Genomic DNA, 19,629 nt, shown 5'->3' on the forward strand with positions numbered 1-19,629 from the left:
AGCTGGTGACATTTCCCCAGCACCTATATCAATCGGAACAACCCTTTTTTGACCTTCAAGTTCACGCATATACAAACAATGATCGCCTTTACCCTCTCGGTAAAATTGACATCCATTTTTTTATTAAATTTTAATTAATGCTTTAGGTTTTAAAGATGGGAGATTTTTAGGCATAAACTTTTCTTAGTTCATAAGTGTCTGAAGCTTCCGCATCTTCTAAAGTAAGAAACTCGTGCAATTCATTAATAGCAAGAGGACTGACATAAATATCTGATTCAGCTTCATATACTTCGGAAAATGACTCGATCGCCTGTTTGAGTTTATCAATAGATTGTTCGGGAGTGTTTCCTTGTCCCACCAATCCATTTTCCAAACACAATGCCACCCAATTATTGGCACTATTTCTGATAATAATAGTGTAAAAGTTTATCATATTTTACTTAGTTTATCAAGTTTAATAGCGTCAGGAAAATTGGATTACACGCCCACAATCTAACACACGATCGCCCGCAAGTCAAGGCACAAAATCACGCTGTCGAACTATTGCAGAGTGCGAATTATCCCTTTCGGGCACTCAATCCCGAATCTCGCATTTAAGAAATTGACAACATCAGCCCAAAATCAACTAAAATATCTTTATCCATCGCAAGGTCAACAAAACTATGACATTACCAGTAGGGTGCGCTGCGCCTCAATTTACCGCCAAAGACACGAACGGCAAAACCGTCTCCCTCTCCGAATTCGCCGGTAAAACCGTAATCTTGTATTTCTACCCCAAAGATGACACCCCCGGCTGCACCAGACAAGCCCAAAGCTTCAAAGCAGCTCATGAAGAATACAAGGGCAAAGATATAGTAGTTCTCGGTGTCAGCCGCGACAACGAAGAATCGCATCAAAAGTTTACAGAGAAGTACGGTTTGCCTTTCCAGCTATTAGCAGATGTTGATGGCGCGATTACCAAAGCTTACGATGTGGAGAAAGGTGATTATGCCAAGCGCGTTACTTTTGTCATCGACGGTACTGGCAAAATTATTCAGGTTTATGAAGGAGAAAATCTGAAAGTTGACTCTCACGCTCAAGATATTCTCGTCACCATAGTTTAGCCGCGCTCAGCAAGTGAGTAAAAACCCGGTTTCTTCCGAGATGTCTCGTTGCTACAGGCAATATTGTCGTAGAAACCGGGTTTTTTCGTAAGTCCTGACCGAGTAAGTGAGGGGTCAAAGGTACAGGGGGCAATAGCCGGCTCGAACTAAATTTGTTTCCTCAAAACTTGCACCACAAATCCTCTCAAGCAGCCGTATATTCGCGCCAGGTGCGCCATAAGTACCTGGAGCGTCAGATTTCTGGAATAATCCCGCCAACCATTAAAAATTCATGCTTTAAAATGCCTTAACCGCCCCTAGATTCAGTCTCGGGGCGATTTTGTCCGGGATCGAGTCATTGTGTTTGATAAAATGAGAAGTTATCCTTACTGTAGCTGAATAATTAAGTAGATAGGCAGATAAAGAATGACCAGCAACAACACTATTTTGAGTTACTTAGGCCCACAAGAAATTGAGGCTAATCGAGCTGCTGTCTTAGTTGGCAGTTTTGACAAAAATCAAGTGGCGGCAATCTCAGCAGCAGAAGGCTCAAATGCCCTGAAGACCGGGATAAATTTATCTACCGGCATTTGGAATATCAGTTTAGAGAAAGGATTCGATAGGGCCGGAATTCGCACAGTGCAGGTGAAAGCAACTGATAAGAGTGGGAAAGTTATCGGCGAACAAACAATTAACGTCAAAGTTAATCCTGCTGCTAACACACCCGATCAATCTTTCACGTTAATTACTCTCCAATTTACCAGATTCAAAGCCGGAACAGTGCCGACTAGCAATCTTAATGATACCCAAAAAGCGGACATACCAGCAGGAACAACTTATCAAATTACCGACTACGAGTTAGAAGATGGACACCTGCAAGTTCAACTAAATAATCCAATTTCTCCTGTGGGAAAGTCCGGCTTTTTTTACGAAAAGCACGTAGTCGTCACGAAAGGTGCAAAAATCCTGATCTTCGATCGCACTCAACTACCGAACCCAGCACCTGGAATGCAGTTTCTGTGGGTAAATAAAAAAACCTGGTTAAAGCGCAACCCCGCAGATTCTGCTACTTTAGGACAAAATCAGAAAGTCCGATTTAACCAGGGAGAAACTTTCAATATTCTCGGCTATGCTTGCGTAGAAAATCATTTTCGAGTCACCCTCAGTAGCCCGATTCCTAACTTCGGAAATTCGGGATTTCTGTACTCGCAACACGTCCAAATTTTGCAAGACGGCAAGGGAATTTCGTTTGACAGAAATGCAGTTACCATGACTGTTGTCAAAACTACTGCGTTTAAAAAGCGGCCGGCGGCGGCTGCAAGCCTGCAACCGCAAGAAAAAATTAATTTGCCGGCGGGAATGATTTACGGAGTTTCTGGATTCTCTATAGAACAAGGTCACGTTAAAGTCTCGCTGACTGAAAATTTGCCACCCTTTGGGAACACGGGTTTCGTTTATCCCGATTTCGTACAATTCAGTCGCGGTGGCAAATCTTTTAACCCTGCCCCAAATTTAACTTATCAAGGGCCGACGGAAGTTTTGGTCAATCAGGCGATCGTCCTTGGGGGTACTTTTGACAAGCAAGAAGCAGCAAAAGTTGAGGTAATAGCTGAGGATAAATTTCCGCTAAACGTAACTCTCAATCAAACTGCCGGCACTTGGCAAGTGAATTTGCCGCAGGGATTTAAGATAGCTGGAGCTCGCTGGCTGAGGTTGCGGGCAACTGACACCAAAGGCAACGTTACTGGCAGCCAAATAATTTACATTACCGTAAGTTCCGATCCGCTGACTGTTGGAAAAGGTTTGAGCTTAAAGATAGTTTCTGACACTTTGTTTAAGGTAGCCCCTGTTGATTCTTCCCGCCTCGACAACCAGCAAAAAGTTGTTGTCAAAGCAGGTATGACTTTGGCGGTTAGCAAGTACGGATTTATTGACGGCCATCTCAAGGTGGTGCTGGATTCAGCAATTTCGCCGATCGGCACTTTTGGCTATTTTTACGAACCAGACGTTCAGTTGGCCAAAGGTACAAAAGTCCTGAAATTTGACCTTGCTGACGTACCCAACAGCAATGTCAGCGCTCAACTGTTGGTCACTCAAACAACTCAAATTAAAGGTCAAACAGTAGATTCATCGAAACTGCCTGCGAATCAAGTTGCTGAGATAATTTTAGGCAGCACCTACACCATCACTGGTTATGCGTGCATTTTGGGGCATTTCCGAGTAACTCTCGCCGAATCTATTCCCGGTTTCGGCAATGTTGGATTTATCTATTGGCAGCACGTGCAAATCAAGAAAAACGGCAAAGAAGTTCCCTTTGACCCTGATGCTTTGACGATGACCATGCTGCAACCAACTGTGTTCAAAAAACGCCCGGTAGAGGCTGCCAAGCTAACCGCTACGGAGAGGACTACACTGCCTTTAGGTCGAGTTTACGGCGTGGAAAGCTACGGTTTGGAACAAAATCACCTGAAAGTTTCTCTAACTGAAGAAGTGCCGAATTTTGGCAATACAGGTTATGTTTTTCCGAGTTTTATTCAGTTCAAGCGCGGAGATAAAATTTTCGATCCGGTTCCGAACAATGTGGAATTGAACGTGCCGTATTTTTCGCAGCGGGACAATCCGCGTTTTGACTGGTCTACTTGCAACGTAACTGCGATCGCCATGGTGTTGTATTATTACGGCGTTCGTTCTAAGTGGGGCGGACAGTTGGAAGATGAGTTGTTGCAGTGGTGTTTCGACGATGCAGGCGTTGGTTCTCAAACCGATCACAATGTGCTTTCGGCGCTGATTCAAGCTTACGGGTTTAAGACGAGTTTTAGTACGACTCGCAAATGGGCGGATGTGCGATCGCAATTGTTGAATCGGCGGCCCGTAGTTTTAGCGGGAGATTTTACGGCGGCCGGTCACATTATCACTTTAATTGGTTACAATTCTGACGGTTATATCGTGCAAGATCCTTGGGGAGATGCACTCACCGGTTACAGCGATACTGAGGGCAGAAAGTTGATGTATCCCTACGGCTACATCAATCAAGTTGCGGGCCCAGATGGTAATGTTTGGGCGCATTTCATGTCGCGATAAGGTTTTTAGGTGCGCGGTTTTTAGGAACTGGCTCTTCGGCTAGTTCCACTAGAAGATTTAGTTTTTGCGGAATGGGCCGAAGAGCCCGTTCCTCAGAATGCTGCAATCGCCTCAAGCAATCTTGCTCTTCATTTTGCGTTTCGCCGCACCCATACCTAAAAAGCTCAATCCTACTAAAGTACCGAACCAAGTAGAAGGTTCGGGTACAGCTTCTGCATTCTGAAACGAGGCTTTAATGGCGATCGCATCGTTAGCGCATTCGGCAAAAAAGTTAGCAATATAGTTCCCAGAAGGCATTGAGGATTTATTGAAACTGAATCCTATTGTTTGAGAACCTACTGCATTAAACTGAGCGAAATTTAGACCGAGGGCGCTCAAAGTTGCTGGCGTTAAAGAATTGATGTCTGCTACTTTTGTTCCCGCAGCAATTGAGTTGAGAACTGTCCAGTTTCCTGTTTGTTGAAAATAGGGGTCAGTGGCAGCTAAATCGCCCATTGATGGGGTGCCACCGTGAGATGCAACGTAGGTGTTGAATTGATTTAAATTGACGAAGCCGGAGTTAGTTTGGGTGACGTTTTTAGCGGTAACATTGCTGTAAACACCTGTTGTCGCCACGCCTGAGTCATTTCCGTCGGCAAAACGAACGGCAAATAAGCTGCGATTTGCGTTAGCTGTGTTGAAGTTTTGACCGGAAAAATTGAAGAACAAATCGCCGTAGTTGATGTTACCTTTAGCAGCGGCGCTGTCGGCATATCCTGCTAAAGTTAGATTGGAGTTGATGGCGACGAAAGCTGTATCTGATGTTTCTTTGACGGCGATGCCGTAAAATTCAAATGCGCCGCCGCCGACTTGGGGCCCTGTCACGCCGTCGTTGAAGGAGTCGATCGCATAATTCCAGCCGTTAGATAGCGTTGCTGCTGTAGCCTGTTGTGGGTGTAGTGCGATAATTGCACAGAAAACAGCCGCTGAGCAAGTCCAGTGAATGCTATTTTTAGTAATGGAATTCATAAAAAGCTCCCTGATGAATGAGTGTTAAATTATTAAGTGCGATCTTTCGACTCTCTTTGATTTTTAGTTAATCATAAATTCCGGCAGATTTTCTTAAAGTTTTGGTAAAGTTTTTGTGAGGCGATCGCGTAATATCAACTAGATCGGTAAAAAACAACAACTAATCGGTAAATAAATAGTAAAGTAAGATTAATTCGCGGTAAAGCGAAGTGAAATAATCTGGCAAAACTAAATAATTGGAGAATCACAAAAAGTTTAGACGGCGAGGATCGATGGCTAACGCCTCGGCTGTCGCCTACGCACATTTTTAGAATAGTCAAGCAAGTTCCTGCAATATATCACAGCAGGCATCGCGAGTTCATTCTAACTCAGGCGGTAGTTTGTGCACTTGAAGCGCTGCACAAATCCATCAAATCTTTCAATGCTCTTAACACATCGCCGACAGGTCGTTGACTATCTTGACTTTTCCCTTGAGCACGGAGCGTAGCAGGCGGTTGAGCGAATGTCTGTCTTGCTCGTCGAGAGAGTCGTCCAAAACAGCAGCCATCAAACCGTAGCGATCGGCTAAAGTCAAACTGCCCGTATCGGTAACAGAGGCAAGTATTTCGGAAATAGCGCCGGGGATAAGTTGAATAAAAAACATGAGACGTTCCCTGAATTCGATACTACTATCATCTCTCGTTCTCCAAAAATCAAGAGTGACGCTGGCATAGCAGAGAACGTGATGTTTTGAGCCAAACTGTGTGACAGCGGCCGCTCTAAGTATGTGACGAGTTGCGTTTTAAGTCTGCGATCGCCGTCACAAAAATAATTTTATAGCAGCAAAAAAAAGTTCGGCAACGGATTATGTAACGGATGTAACGGATGTAACGGATGGAAGTCAGTTGTCAGTTGTCCTTAGTCCTTAGTCAGCAGTTAACAGTCAATAGTCAAAAATGCTCTTCGGCCCCATGCCCCATGCCCCATGCCCTATTCCCTATTCCCGATGCCCCATGCCCCATGCCCCATGCCCCATGACAGATGTATAAAACGCATCGACTCGATGCAACAAATTCATAAAACTCAATATTTTGTAAAAATAGCTACGAATATTTACTGTGTTGCCCTTTACATTAGTTCATAACAAAGGTGCATCGAAACGCAGCGATCGAACCATCGGTAGCAACTATAACCATACATAGTTTGGCGGCATTCGAGGCAGCGCCCACAAAAGCTCAAGTATACAGAAGACCAACCATGCTTAAAAGAAATTCCATCAAGTAACTAAATATACAGTTTTAAATCCCTACACTCACTAAGCTTAGCAGGAAACACACTTTATGCTCCAAGTCAATACCTCCCCCGAACAAGCCAGCAGCGAGGGTAAACCAATGACCCAAACAGTAGAACCCAAAGCCAGCCAGAACAAATTTGAAAAACTCAAAGCCGAAAAAGATGGCTTAGCATTAAAAGCCGAACTCGACCACTTCGCCGAAATCGGCTGGGAAGCAATGGACGAAACAGACCGCGAGCACCGCCTCAAATGGCTCGGGATCTTCTTTCGGCCAGTAACTCCGGGCAAATTCATGATGCGGCTGCGGTTGCCCAACGGCGTCATTACCAGCAATCAAACTAGAACCCTAGCAGAAATCGTCCAGCGCTACGGCTCCGACGGCAGCGCCGACATCACCACCAGACAAAACCTGCAACTGCGCGGAATTCGCATCGAAGACGTGCCCGACATCTTCCGCCGCCTCAAAGAAGCGGGGATGACCAGCGTTCAGTCTGGGATGGATAACGTGCGTAATATCACTGGTTCCCCTGTCTCCGGCTTGGACGCGGACGAACTGATAGATACGTGGGAATTGGCGAACCAAGTCCAAGACATGATTACCAACAGCGGCGAAGGCAACCCCGAGTTTTCCAATTTACCGAGAAAGTTTAATATTGCGATCGCAGGTTGCCGCGACAACTCAGTCCACGCCGAAATCAACGACATCGCCTTCGTACCCGCTTACCAAGATGGCAACATCGGCTTTAACGTTTTAGTCGGCGGTTTCTTCTCCGCCAAACGCTGCGAAGCTGCAATTCCCCTCAACGTCTGGGCTAGTCCCAGCGACGTTGTGGATTTGTGCAGAGCCATTTTAACTGTATTTCGCGATCGCGGCCCGAGAGCAAACCGCCAAAAATCGCGCTTGATGTGGCTGATTGACGAACTCGGCATCGAACAATTCCGCGCCGCCGTCGAACAAGAAGTAGGCCGCACTTTGCTACCCGCCGCCCTCAAAGATGAAATCATCTGGGACAAACGCGACCACATCGGCATCTACGACCAAAAACAAGCAGGGCTAAAGTATGTAGGGTTGCACGTTCCCGTCGGACGGCTGCAAGCATCGGATTTGTTCGATTTGGCCAGAATCGCCGAGGTTTACGGCAGCGGCGAGATCAGGCTCACTGTCGAAGAAAACGCGATTATTCCTAACGTTCCCGAATCGCGGATTGAGTCGCTGCTCAAAGAACCGCTGTTGCAGCGTTTCTCGATCGACCCCGCACCCCTGACGCGAGCCTTAGTTTCCTGCACAGGCGCGAATTTTTGCAACTTCGCCCTCATTGAAACCAAAACCCGCGCCGTGGCAATGATTCGGGAACTGGAAGCCGAACTGTCCGTTCCCAAACCGGTCAGAATTCACTGGACGGGTTGCCCCAATTCCTGCGCTCAACCCCAAGTAGCCGACATCGGTTTGATGGGCACAAAGGTTCGCAAGAACGGCAAAACCCTCGAAGGTGTGGACATCTACATGGGAGGGACAGTTGGCAAAGATGCTCATTTGGGTACTTGCGTCCAAAAAAGCATTCCTTGCGAAGACCTGAAACCGCTGCTGCACCAACTGTTAGTGGATAAGTTTGGGGCTGTTCCCAATCAATCTCCCGGGGATGTAGCTGCCCTTAACAGGCAACTGCAACTGACGGTTGACAGGGACGAAACGGCAGTCGCGGCGAAACCTCAGACATCTACTGTCATTTTCGCTCGATCGGGCAAAACAGTTGCTTGCAGCGAAGATGAGTTCATTCTCGACGTTGCCGAACGAGCCGGAATCGAACTTGACAGCAATTGTCGATCGGGAAGTTGTGGCACTTGCCAACAGCAACTCATAGAAGGTAATGTCGCCTACGACGGCGAACTTGACGCGCTGAGCGACTTAGCACCAGGGTTCATCTTAGCTTGTAGCGCGCGGGCGATCGGCAAAGTGTCGATAGACGCCTAATCTCACACAGTGAGATGCTGCACGGCAAACAGAATTATGTCATTGCGAACATAATTCTGTCATCGTGAATGATATTCTGTCATCGCGATCGAAATTCTGTCATTCCGAAGGTCGTGAAGCAATCTCACATCTGGCATCTCACACTTCGACTATCTCAAAGTACACCAACAATTCAAGACAAATGAGCAACCTTTCTAGAAGAAAATTCATCATCACCGTCGGAGCAACAGCAGCCGGCACACTCCTAGCCCACGGTTGCAGTTCCGGTTCTAGCACTTCTACTGGCAGCCCCACCCCAGCAGCCGGTGGCGCCACACCCAGCGCCGCCCCAGCAGTCAACGTCAACCCCGCCGACGCCCCCGAAGTTACCGCAGCCAAACTCGGATTCATCGCCCTCACCGACTCAGCACCCCTAATCATCGCCCAAGAAAAAGGTTACTTCGCCAAGTACGGCATGAAAGACGTACAAGTTACCAAACAAGCATCTTGGCCAGTTACTCGCGACAACTTAGAACTCGGTTCCGACAAAGGCGGCATTGACGGAGCTCACATCTTGTCCCCCATGCCTTACCAAATGACCTTAGGCACAATTACCAAAGGCAATCAACCAGTGCCGATGAACATTGTCGCCCGGTTAAATACTAACGGTCAGGCTATTTCTCTCAGCAAAAAATACGCAGACTTAAAAGTAGGTACAGACAGCAAAGCTCTCAAAGCAGCCCTTGCCAATCAGAAAGTTGCGATTACCTTTCCCGGCGGCACCCACGATTTGTGGATGCGCTATTGGTTAGCAGCCGGCGGCATCAATCCAGATACAGATGTTTCCGTGATTCCCGTACCGCCGCCCCAAATGGTAGCTAACATGAAATCCGGCAGCATGGAAGCCTTCTGCGTCGGCGAACCTTGGAATGCCCAGCTCGTTACTCAAAAAGTAGGATACACCGCTTTAGTAACCGGAGAACTCTGGAAAGACCACCCAGAAAAAGCCTTAACTTTAAGAGCAGATTGGGTTGCGAAAAATCCTAAAGCTACTAAAGCAATTACCATGGCCGTACTGGAAGCCCAGCAGTGGTGCGACAAGCCAGAAAATAAAGACGAGATGTGCACAATCATCTCTCAAGATAAGTGGTTAAAAGTACCCGTCGCAGATATTATCGATCGCTCTAAAGGTCAAATTGACTACGGTACCGGCCGCGTTGAAGCCGCCAGTCCCCTAGCCATGAAATTCTGGGCTGACAATGCGTCTTATCCCTATAAGAGTCACGATGCTTGGTTCATCGCAGAAAATATTCGCTGGGGTTATATGCCTGCAACTACCGACATCAAAGCCACGGTTGATAAAGTTAACCGCGAAGATATTTGGAAAGCAGCAGCGACAGCACTTGGCGTTCCCGCAGCCCAAATTCCAGCTACCACTTCTCGCGGTGTCGAAACCTTCTTTGACGGCGTGAAGTTTGACCCAGAAAAACCCGAAGAATATCTGAAGGGTTTGGCAATCAAAAAAGCCTAATCCGACAATAAACTGTGCTAATGGTTAACACCTTGAAATTAACCATTAGCCCGTAAATCGATTTAGGCTTAAGGGCTGGGAATTGTGGATTTACAACCAGCCTAGAAAATAGCAAATTGTTCCAAAATTTCAATTTTCTAATCAGAGCATCTTCTATAAGCAATTATCCATTCACTGCTAATTCCTCACTGTAAATAGACAAATGGCAACCAACCTCTCTGTTTCTAAAAGTAAAAATCCAGCAAATTTCATTGTGGATTATTTTCACAAGAATAGCAAAAAAATTCTCCGCCCGCTAGTTGCGATCGCAGCTCTGCTCGTAGTTTGGCAAATTCTCTGCCACGGGGATAAGTCCGCCTTGCCAGGCCCGATTAAAGTTGTCCAAGAAAGCTGGAATCTGATTGTCAATCCGTTCTTCGACAACGGCGGCGCCGACAAAGGCTTATTTTGGCAATTGGCTGCCAGCTTGCAGCGGGTGGCGATCGGCTTTACTCTAGCAGCAGTTCTCGGCATTGGTTTAGGAATATTAATCGGTACAAACTCTTTAATGTTCGATGCTTTAGACCCGCTGTTTCAAGTATTCAGGACAATCCCGCCCCTGGCTTGGCTACCGATCGCCCTAGCAGTATTTCAACAGTTCAATCCCTTTGAAGGCTTGGGGATGAAAGCTAACGAAGTTTCAGCGCTTTTTGTAATCTTGATGACAGCAATTTGGCCGATTCTGATTAACACCACAGTAGGCGTTCAACAAATACCCCAAGATTACAGAAACGTTGCCCGCGTCTTGCGCCTCCCAAACCAAAAATACTTCTGGAAAATCTTGCTACCGTCTTCGGTTCCTTACATCTTCACAGGCTTGAGAATTGGTATCGGTTTGTCTTGGCTGGCGATTGTAGCTGCGGAAATGTTAACCGGTGGTGTTGGTATCGGCTTCTTCATCTGGGATTCTTACAACAGTTCTCGACTCAGCGCGGTGATTCTGGCAGTGCTTTATGTAGGAATCGTCGGTTTGATGTTAGACAGACTCGTTGGTTTCATCGCTTCCAAAGTTGTTCCTGAAGAACAAAAATAGGATTTGGTTGTTGGTTATTTGTTATTTGTTATTTGTTACTCGTTATTCGTGAGTGGTTGCTAGAGCCAATAAATAACGAATAACCAGTAACGAATAACCAGTAACGAATAACCAGTAACAAATAACGACTAACAAAAAAAGAATAATTCAGCATCTACAAAATACAAACTAACCTAAAATAGCCATGTCAATACTTATTGAAGTAGACCACGTTGATCGCGTATTTAACTTGCCAAATGGCGAGCAATACATCGCTCTCAAAAATATCGAACTTAAAATTAAAAAGGGAGAATTCATCACCTTAATCGGACACTCTGGCTGCGGCAAATCTACACTGCTAAATATCATCGCCGGACTCGATACAGCAAGTCAGGGCGGGATTACTCTAGAAGGGCGCGAAGTTCGCGAACCAGGCCCGGACAGAATGGTGGTGTTTCAAAATTACTCGTTGCTACCTTGGCTGACAGTCCGCGAAAATATTGCTCTAGCAGTCGATGAAATTTACAGCGGTAACTCTCAAGAAGACCGCGAGTTGGTAATCGAATACCACATTAAATTGGTGGGGCTCGGAGCAGCAGCCAACAAACGTCCGGGCGAAATTTCTGGGGGGATGAAACAACGAGTTGCGATCGCCCGCGCCCTAGCAATTCGCCCGAAATTGCTGCTGCTAGACGAACCCTTCGGCGCCCTCGATGCTTTAACTCGCGGCGGTTTGCAAGACCAGTTGATGAACATTTGCGAAGAAAGCAAAGTCACCAGCGTGATGGTAACTCACGACGTGGATGAAGCTTTGTTGTTGAGCGATCGCATTGTCATGCTCACCAACGGCCCAGAAGCGCAAATCGGACAAATTCTCGAAGTGAATATTCCCCGCCCCCGCAAGCGCATGGAAGTTGTCAACCATCCGAGTTACTACGCGCTGCGTAACGAAATGGTTTACTTCCTCAACCAGCAAAAACGGGTGAAACAGCGCCGGGCAAAACAACAACCGCCTGTCATCGCCCGCAACGGCCTGGAAAAAGTCAACCTCGACATCGGCTTTATTCCCCTCACCGACTGCGCGCCCTTAGTCGTAGCCAAAGAAAAAGGATTCTTTAAAGCCCACGGCTTAGAAGAAGTCACCCTCAGTCGCGAACCGAGTTGGAAAGAAATTGCCAAAGGCATCGCCCAAGGACGGCTGGACGCGGCGCAAATGGTCGCAGGAATGCCGATCGCCATGCTGTTGGGCCTCGACGGCGAAGCTCCTGTTCCCGTCAACAGCGCCTTAACGCTGTCCCGCAACGGCAATTCGATTATCTTCAGCAAACACCTGTACGACAAAGGCATTCGGACATTAAAGGATTTCAAAGCTGCGATCGCCAACACCCCCGACACGGTAAATACCTTGGGCATGGTACACTCAGCCTCCATGCACAATCTGCTGTTCCGCTACTGGCTGGCCGCCGGCGGCATTGATCCCGACATAGATGTGGCTTTGACCATGATTCCGCCCCCGCAGATGGTATCAAATTTAAAAGCAGGCAACATTGACGGCTACTGCTGCGGCGACCCCTGGAACTCCCACGCAGTTAACGACGGTACGGGTTTTGTCATGGCCCGTTCCCTCGATATTCTGCCCGGACACATCGAAAAAGTTCTCGGCGTTACTGAAGATTGGGCTCAAAAATATCCTCAAACCCACCTCGCCCTCGTCAAAGCGCTTTTGGAAGCCTGCGAATACTGCGACGACCGCCGCAACCGCGAAGAAGTCCTAGGATTGATTTGCCAAGAACAATATATCGGTGCCGATCCTAAAAACATCCGTCCGGGGTTCCTCGACCCGTACAACTCCGGTACGGAGGCACAACCCGAAATGCTCTACAATTTCAACCAGTTCTATGTCGAGCAAACCAATTGTCCAGACCGTCTAGAAATGGTGTGGGTGATGGCGCAAATGGCCCGCTGGGGACTGATTCCGTTCCCGAAAAACTGGGTGGAAGTGGTCGATCGAGTTTTGCGGCCCGATGTCTTCGGTCAAGCAGTGCGCGAGTTGGGTTTGCCTGATATCGCTAGAGCTCGCCGGAAGATCGAGCTATTTGACGGCACAGTCTTTAATGCCGACGACCCGATCGCCTATCTTCAGAACGTCAAAATCAAGCGCGCAGTCCGCATTGAAGAAATCTTAATTGAACAAATAGGCAGTCAGTGTTCTATCAAAACGCTTGCATAACCAGCAAATAGGAAGAGGGAATGAGGAGCAATAAATCAGGAAGCACTACTCCACATTTCCCACTTCCTAATACCATAATTCAAAATTATCATTTCTAATTTCTCATGTCTAATCCCCCAAACCCCAAACCCAATCCTGAAAATATGCAAACTATAAAAACGCCCCAGGCAACCAAGATTCAGACCGAAAAACCAGGCTTTTTGACTATTAAAGATGTATCGAAAGTTTACCCAAACCTGAAAGAACCCGAAAAACCTTTCGTGATTCTAGACGGTGTAAACCTGACGATTAATGAAGGCGAATTTATTTGTTTGATCGGTCACTCCGGCTGCGGCAAATCAACTTTGCTCAACATGATCGCCGGATTCAACGGGCCGACAACCGGAGAAGTTGCTCTCGCAGGTGCGCGGATTACTGAACCGGGCCCCGATCGCATGGTGGTGTTTCAAAACTACTCGCTGCTACCGTGGCTGAGTGCTACTGAAAACATCCACCTCGGCGTTGAAACTGTTTACGCCGACAAGTCCGCAGACGAACATAATAAGATCGTCCAGGATCACTTGGAATTAGTGGGGCTCACCGAAGCTTGTAACAAAAGACCAGGCCAATTGTCCGGGGGGATGAAACAAAGAGTTGCGATCGCCCGCGCCCTGGCAACTCGCCCCAAACTATTGATTTTGGACGAACCCTTCGGAGCTCTAGACCCGATTACGCGGGAAGAGTTGCAGGAAGAATTGCTGAAAATCTGGCGCGAGTACAAAATTACGATCGTAATGATTACTCACGATATTGATGAAGCTTTGTTTTTAGCCGATCGCATCGTGATGATGACCAACGGCCCGGCGGCTTCCATCGGCGAAGATATGCAGATTCCCTTCAGCCGTCCCCGCAACCGCACGCGGATTATGGAAGACCCTAAATACTACGAACTGCGGAACTTTGCTTTAGAGTTCCTGTTCTCTCGCTACGCCCACCACGAAGAAGATCAAAGCACGGAGTCGGAGACAGCACCCGTCGTCCTGCCATTACCAGCTAGCAAAAAGCCTGGGGCTACTGACAAGCCCATGCCACCAGTATCCTTTGTACCTCACGCTGCACAACCCGTAGAAGCCTCGCCGATCAAAGGCGCCATTCTGGCAGTTTCGTGGTTGGTAGCAATGGCGACTTTAGCAGCAGTCAATACATCTGCTATTTCCAGCCAACTCAAGCAAGCCAAGCTAGCAGAAACTGCACCGCAGGCGCCGGCTGCGACGGCTGTTATGAGTTCTGCGCCCAGCCCTGCACCGATTGCTGCTAGCCCTGCACCCATCGCTGCAAGTTCTGCACCCATCGCTGCAAGTCCTGCACCGATTGCTGCTGCAAGTCCTGCACCCATCGCTGCAAGTTCTGCACCCATCGCTGCAAGTCCTGCACCCATCGCTGCAAGTTCTGCACCGATTGCTGCTGCAAGTCCTGCACCGATTGCTGCTGCAAGTTCTGCACCGATTGCTGCTGCAAGTTCTGCCGCCGCGCCCAAAGCAGCGACAAGTGCAGCCTCAGGGATTTCTGACAAAGCCGAACTCGATGCGATCGGACAGCAGTTATATGCACAAATTGACCAAAATTGGAAAACAACTCCGACATTTACCGAAAGTTTGACTTATCGGGTAAAAGTGAAACAAAACGGCGATATCGTACAATTCGATCCCACAAATAAAGCAGCTAAAGATTTCGTCAAAGAAACTCCTCTGCCAGTTTTGCAAACTCCTGTCGGTGCCACAGCAGGCGCTCAAAAAACGGCTGAATTCCAAGTAACTTTTAGCCCCGCCAACGGCGGCGTATTTGAAGTCAAAACAGCGAAGTAGCTGAAATACTCCAACACGGTGATCTCAGATTGGTATCAACAACCAGATCAAAAGTATTACCTGCCCGCTGCTTGACTCCTGCAAAGATTCCTCCTAGCCCCCCAATCCCTTGGGGGGACAAGAATTGGGTCTGAATTCCGTCTGTTGGAGGGCGATTCAAAAGCAGCGCTCAGCTAGCTACAATCGATAACGATCGCGAGTTTAAGTAAGAGATAGCGGTTAATTTAAAATCAGGGTATTTTCCGCTTGTCTGAAGCATTTTTGCGGTAATTAGTAAGTTTTGATGCATTATTTGCCGGAGACCTCAGTTCCGACTATAATGACGAATTACGAATTACCCATTAGCTTTCCAAAATTAGCATCTAAAATCACCAGATGGAAACTATAAAAACTCTTTGCCCTTACTGCGGTGTAGGTTGCGGTCTCGAAGTTATTCCAGACACAAAACAAGTTTGGAAAGTCCGGGGCGATCGCAATCACCCATCCAGTCAGGGCATGGTTTGTATCAAGGGAGCAACGGTAGCAGAGTCCATTCGGAGCGATCGGCTGCTGTATCCGATGATGCGAGATACTCTCGACCAACCGTTCCGCCGCGCTAGCTGGGACGAAGCTCTCGATGCCATTGTTAACCGCATCCAGACAATTCGCTGCACCAGCGGCCCCGATGCTATGTGCATTTACGGTTCCGGTCAATTCGCTACAGAAGATTATTATATTGCTCAGAAACTGATGAAAGGTTGTCTGGGAACTAATAATTTTGATGCGAATTCTCGATTGTGTATGTCTTCAGCAGTTTCGGGATACGTTCAAAGTTTTGGTTCGGACGGGCCGCCTTGCTGTTACGACGATTTAGAATTAACAGATTGCGCTTTTATTATCGGCAGTAATACAGCGGAATGCCATCCGATTGTATTCAACCGATTAGCAAAGTACCACAAAAAGCACCCCAATGTCAAGATGGTTGTGGTAGATCCGAGGCGGACTCCGACTGCTGAAGCCGCAGATTTGCACTTAGCAATTAAACCGGGCACGGATATAGATTTGCTCAACGGAATTGCATATTTGCTGTTGCGCAGGCGGGCAATAGATCCTGAGTTTATTCAAGAATGCACGGCGAATTTTGCAGCTTTTGCTGAAGTGATCAGCAGCTACACGCCGGATTTTGTAGCCGCGCGCTGTGGCATTACTGTCAGCGACTTAGAAACCGCGGCCAACTACTGGGAACAGTCGCAGCGGGTTTTGTCTCTGTGGTCGATGGGCATCAACCAGTCCTCCGAAGGCACGGCAAAGGTGCGATCGCTAATTAATTTGCACTTGATGACAGGTCAAATCGGCAAACCGGGATGCGGCCCGTTTTCCCTGACCGGCCAGCCCAACGCCATGGGAGGCAGGGAAGCGGGAGGACTCTCTCACTTACTCCCGGGCTACCGCTTTGTCAAAAATGCCGAACACAGAACCCAAGTCGAGGAGTTTTGGGGAATCGCACCGGGAAGTATTTCCCCAAATCCGGGCCGCAGTGCTTGGGATATGATTGTGGGTTTGGAAACTGGCGATGTCGAGTTGCTGTGGATTGCAGCCACTAATCCGGTGGTGAGTATGCCGGATTTGGAACGCACAAAGGCGGCTTTGCTGCGATCGCCCTTTACGATTTATCAAGAAGCCTACTATCCCACGGAAACCTCAGCCTACGCCCACATTTTGCTGCCGGCAACCCAGTGGAGCGAAAAAACCGGAGTGATGACAAATTCCGAACGCCGCGTGACGCTTTGTCCCGGTTTCGATCCACCATCCGGGGAATCGCGCGACGACTGGAAGATTTTCGCAGAAGTCGGCCGCCGCTTGGGTTTTGCCGAACACTTTGCTTTCGACAGCAGCGCTGACGTATATAAAGAGTACGTGCAGTTGACAGGGGGCAGGCCTTGCGACATCACGGGCCTCAGCCACGAGTATTTGCGCCTCCAAGGCCCGCAGCAGTGGCCGTGTCCCGAAAATCAGCCTCCGCATCCAGCGAAGGAAGCAAAACGGCTGTATACTGACAGGCGTTTTCACACTCCCGACGCGCGGGCGAGATTTTCGGCTTATCACTCCCGGGGACTGGCAGAACCTCCAGATCCAGACTATCCGTTTGTATTGACGACGGGCAGAGTTTACGGACACTGGCACACGATGACGCGCACTGGGAGAACTGAAAAAATCAATCAATTGTACCCCGATCCGTTTTTGGAAATTCACCCCCGCGATGCTGCCAAATTGCAGATTAAGGAGGGGGATTTGCTGGAAGTTCGATCGCGCCGCGGCAAGGGGCAGTTTCCAGCCAAAGTTACCAAGGCGATCGCCCCTGGTACGCTATTTGTACCGATGCACTGGGGTTCTCTGTGGGCCGAAGGGGCTGAAGCCAATGCCATGACTCATGCTGCAAGCTGTCCAGATTCCAAACAGCCAGAGTTAAAAGCTTGTGCGGTGCAGTTGGTACTCGTTGGCGCAGAAACTCCAGCAGAAACTCCAGCAGAAGTTGTCGCAGAAGTTGAGGAATTTAATTGGGCAAAATCCACCGTCGCCGTCCCGAATTGAGCTACCGTCTTTCCTTGGGTATCTTAGAGAAAAAGCCAGAAGCCAGAAGCCAGAAGCCAGAAGCAAGTTGTAATCGACCTGATGTTTCTGCAATTAACAACTTCTTAACGCTGATGGGGCGTTGCGATACAACTTACATACCGGCACCAATGTGATAACAACCGCCACATAGGCTAGGACATAAATAATGTCATGAATAGCTCCTATGACCCTTTAGCATAAACGGTTTGATGCTTGTACACTGTCCCAGGTCAACTGTCCCAGGTCAACTGTCAACTGTCAACTGCTATATAACCTTGGCTTCTTGGCTCAGACTCGCGTAAAATCGGAGGTTTTTTGTCAAGAAACCAGGTTTCTGGGCCGTTGGTGGGGCCAAATTTTATACTATTTTAGATTTTAGATTTTAGATTAAAGAATCGGGAATGACTTATGAGATAAGGGTTGGGATCGCGGGCCTACCTAGAGTTGCATTATTTTTAGGAACTGGTATTAGGGTGCTCTACGGTTGTCAAAAACTAAAATCTCTACATCGAGCAATGTTGAGTCCGGACGCACCCCCCAAGCTGCGTTCCCCGGGCGAACCCAGGAACAAGAAAAAATAAATTTATTTTTTCTGAATTTTTCCTGCTTTATTGGTGGTTTTGCCTTCGTTCTGCTGCGTTCTGCGTTCAGCGTTCAGCTTTGGCCCTTATTTTTGATCGATCGAGTCAGAAAATTGCAGTTTGCACGTATAGGTGCTATGATCTTTTTATAAGGCTTTATTTTCGGCAGTACAGTTCGTTCGATCGGCGTTCCTCCGGATTTAAATCTCTACAACCTCGATTCTGGAGAATGTTCAATGTCAATCTATGTCGGCAATTTATCCTACGAAGTAACGCAGGAGCACCTCAGCCAAACTTTTGGAGAGTACGGCACAGTAAAGCGCATTCAGTTGCCTGCTGACCGCGAAACAGGTCGGATGCGTGGCTTCGCTTTCGTAGAAATGTCTACTGAAGCAGAAGAAACCGCAGCCATTGAGGCTCTTGACGGTGCTGAGTGGATGGGTCGCGACCTCAAGGTCAATAAGGCAAAACCCCGCGAAGAGCGCGGTTCTTCTAACAGCGGTAACTGGGGCAACAACGACCGCTCTTCTCGCCGCTACTAAACCCACCCGAGCTAAATTTTTAGCTCCTGTGTGTATTGAGCAGGAGCGAGTTGGGAGTCAACAATCATTCTCTGTTGAGAATATCCGTTGAGAAATAGTTGATTCTGCGATCGCACCGCGTCTGAAAGTCCTCAAAATATTGCTAGACAATAGTTTGAGGCTTTTTTATGGCAAAAATTTATGCAAGGTTGACTAAATCATCTGATGTCGGGTAAATTAACCGCAATAAAAGTAGGGGCTGGTTTCACCAACGATATATAATTCATACAAACAATCTAGATAAACCCGCCCCCACCACGGGACAGAAGTAGATTGCGGGTAATTCAACGGACACGAGATCGCGGGTATGCTCAAAAAAATATTTAGGCAAATTTCTAAGTTTGGCAGCGATGAAGACTTTCTGCATTTTACAGAAAACGTAGAAGTCATAATATCGAAAATTTTATCACTGGCAATGATTTTAGTAATTATCGTCAGCGTTTGCGATTTGATGATTTTTTTAACAAAAGAATTGTTCAACGACCATGAGACTTTTTTGTTAAAAGATACGTTGTTTGTCATATTTGGGTTATTTTTAAATGTTTTAATTGCTCTGGAAATCTTGGAAAATATTACAGCTTATCTAAAAAAGCACGTAATTCAAGTAGAGCTAGTTATTGTAACTTCTTTGATAGCAGTATCTCGAAAAATCATCATTCTTGACCTGGAAAAGAAAACCGCAGCCGACTTAATTGGTTTGGCGGCGGCTATTTTCGCACTTTCTATCAGTTACTTGATCGTGCGCTACGCAAATAAAGGAAGGGATTGATATCGAGAATTGGGAATTGGGAATTGGGAATTGGGAATTGTTAATAACTAATACC

General features: G+C 47.4%; 13 protein-coding genes and 1 pseudogene. 11 read left to right on the plus strand and 3 right to left on the minus strand.

The window, feature by feature from the left end:
* Positions 1 to 166 precede the first annotated feature (166 nt).
* A complete protein-coding gene (locus QUB68_RS20240; protein WP_332995809.1) occupies positions 167 to 433 on the minus strand; it encodes a hypothetical protein in 267 nt (88 codons plus the stop codon).
* Positions 434 to 662: 229 nt separating this feature from the next.
* Between QUB68_RS20240 and QUB68_RS20245 the strand changes: the two genes are divergently transcribed.
* Positions 663 to 1,103, plus strand: a complete 441-nt coding sequence (locus tag QUB68_RS20245) for a peroxiredoxin (RefSeq protein WP_332995810.1) — start codon at positions 663 to 665, stop codon at positions 1,101 to 1,103.
* Positions 1,104 to 1,508: 405 nt separating this feature from the next.
* Positions 1,509 to 4,163, plus strand: coding sequence for a C39 family peptidase (locus QUB68_RS20250; RefSeq protein WP_332995811.1), 2,655 nt, complete (start codon positions 1,509 to 1,511; stop codon positions 4,161 to 4,163).
* A 111-nt stretch (positions 4,164 to 4,274) separates the two neighbouring features.
* On the opposite strand, the gene QUB68_RS20255 is transcribed toward QUB68_RS20250, so the two are convergent.
* Positions 4,275 to 5,171 (minus strand): XDD3 family exosortase-dependent surface protein, encoded by an 897-nt coding sequence (locus QUB68_RS20255; protein ID WP_332995812.1) that lies wholly within the window; start codon positions 5,169 to 5,171, stop codon positions 4,275 to 4,277.
* Positions 5,172 to 5,598: 427 nt separating this feature from the next.
* Positions 5,599 to 5,814, minus strand: a complete 216-nt coding sequence (locus tag QUB68_RS20260) for a hypothetical protein (protein WP_332995813.1) — start codon at positions 5,812 to 5,814, stop codon at positions 5,599 to 5,601.
* A 727-nt stretch (positions 5,815 to 6,541) separates the two neighbouring features.
* Here QUB68_RS20260 and QUB68_RS20265 point away from each other — a divergent pair.
* From QUB68_RS20265 to QUB68_RS20305, 9 genes and pseudogenes are all read left to right on the plus strand, one after another.
* Positions 6,542 to 8,071: pseudogene (locus QUB68_RS20265) on the plus strand (ferredoxin--nitrite reductase); the annotation flags it as partial.
* A complete protein-coding gene (locus QUB68_RS20270) occupies positions 8,045 to 8,416 on the plus strand; it encodes a 2Fe-2S iron-sulfur cluster-binding protein (protein ID WP_332995844.1) in 372 nt (123 codons plus the stop codon). The pseudogene QUB68_RS20265 and the gene QUB68_RS20270, both read left to right, overlap by 27 nt.
* A 181-nt stretch (positions 8,417 to 8,597) precedes the next feature.
* Positions 8,598 to 9,926, plus strand: a complete 1,329-nt coding sequence (locus tag QUB68_RS20275) for a CmpA/NrtA family ABC transporter substrate-binding protein (protein WP_332995814.1) — start codon at positions 8,598 to 8,600, stop codon at positions 9,924 to 9,926.
* Between the two features lie 202 nt (positions 9,927 to 10,128).
* Positions 10,129 to 10,998, plus strand: coding sequence for a nitrate ABC transporter permease (ntrB, locus tag QUB68_RS20280; protein WP_332995815.1), 870 nt, complete (start codon positions 10,129 to 10,131; stop codon positions 10,996 to 10,998).
* Between the two features lie 184 nt (positions 10,999 to 11,182).
* Entirely contained in the window at positions 11,183 to 13,207 is a 2,025-nt protein-coding gene (locus tag QUB68_RS20285; protein ID WP_332995816.1) for an ABC transporter ATP-binding/substrate-binding protein, read from the plus strand.
* A 104-nt stretch (positions 13,208 to 13,311) separates the two neighbouring features.
* Positions 13,312 to 15,051, plus strand: coding sequence for a nitrate ABC transporter ATP-binding protein (locus QUB68_RS20290; protein ID WP_332995817.1), 1,740 nt, complete (start codon positions 13,312 to 13,314; stop codon positions 15,049 to 15,051).
* Positions 15,052 to 15,426: 375 nt separating this feature from the next.
* Positions 15,427 to 17,622, plus strand: coding sequence for a molybdopterin oxidoreductase family protein (locus tag QUB68_RS20295; RefSeq protein ID WP_332995818.1), 2,196 nt, complete (start codon positions 15,427 to 15,429; stop codon positions 17,620 to 17,622).
* 838 nt (positions 17,623 to 18,460) lie between these two features.
* The gene (locus QUB68_RS20300) at positions 18,461 to 18,766 is read left to right on the plus strand and encodes an RNA recognition motif domain-containing protein (protein ID WP_106151106.1); all 306 of its coding nucleotides are present in this window, start codon (positions 18,461 to 18,463) and stop codon (positions 18,764 to 18,766) included.
* 346 nt (positions 18,767 to 19,112) lie between these two features.
* Positions 19,113 to 19,574 (plus strand): phosphate-starvation-inducible PsiE family protein, encoded by a 462-nt coding sequence (locus QUB68_RS20305; protein WP_332995819.1) that lies wholly within the window; start codon positions 19,113 to 19,115, stop codon positions 19,572 to 19,574.
* Positions 19,575 to 19,629: the final 55 nt, after the last annotated feature.

The organism is Microcoleus sp. A006_D1 (assembly GCF_036702805.1).
GTDB lineage: Bacteria > Cyanobacteriota > Cyanobacteriia > Cyanobacteriales > Microcoleaceae > Microcoleus.

Coding starts and splice junctions, on each gene's coding strand:
- QUB68_RS20240 (WP_332995809.1), bottom strand. CDS start 433: ATGATAAACTTTTACACTATTATTATCAGAAATAGTGCCAATAATTGG.
- QUB68_RS20245 (WP_332995810.1), top strand. CDS start 663: ATGACATTACCAGTAGGGTGCGCTGCGCCTCAATTTACCGCCAAAGAC.
- QUB68_RS20250 (WP_332995811.1), top strand. CDS start 1,509: ATGACCAGCAACAACACTATTTTGAGTTACTTAGGCCCACAAGAAATT.
- QUB68_RS20255 (WP_332995812.1), bottom strand. CDS start 5,171: ATGAATTCCATTACTAAAAATAGCATTCACTGGACTTGCTCAGCGGCT.
- QUB68_RS20260 (WP_332995813.1), bottom strand. CDS start 5,814: ATGTTTTTTATTCAACTTATCCCCGGCGCTATTTCCGAAATACTTGCC.
- QUB68_RS20275 (WP_332995814.1), top strand. CDS start 8,598: ATGAGCAACCTTTCTAGAAGAAAATTCATCATCACCGTCGGAGCAACA.
- ntrB (WP_332995815.1), top strand. CDS start 10,129: ATGGCAACCAACCTCTCTGTTTCTAAAAGTAAAAATCCAGCAAATTTC.
- QUB68_RS20285 (WP_332995816.1), top strand. CDS start 11,183: ATGTCAATACTTATTGAAGTAGACCACGTTGATCGCGTATTTAACTTG.
- QUB68_RS20290 (WP_332995817.1), top strand. CDS start 13,312: ATGTCTAATCCCCCAAACCCCAAACCCAATCCTGAAAATATGCAAACT.
- QUB68_RS20295 (WP_332995818.1), top strand. CDS start 15,427: ATGGAAACTATAAAAACTCTTTGCCCTTACTGCGGTGTAGGTTGCGGT.
- QUB68_RS20300 (WP_106151106.1), top strand. CDS start 18,461: ATGTCAATCTATGTCGGCAATTTATCCTACGAAGTAACGCAGGAGCAC.
- QUB68_RS20305 (WP_332995819.1), top strand. CDS start 19,113: ATGCTCAAAAAAATATTTAGGCAAATTTCTAAGTTTGGCAGCGATGAA.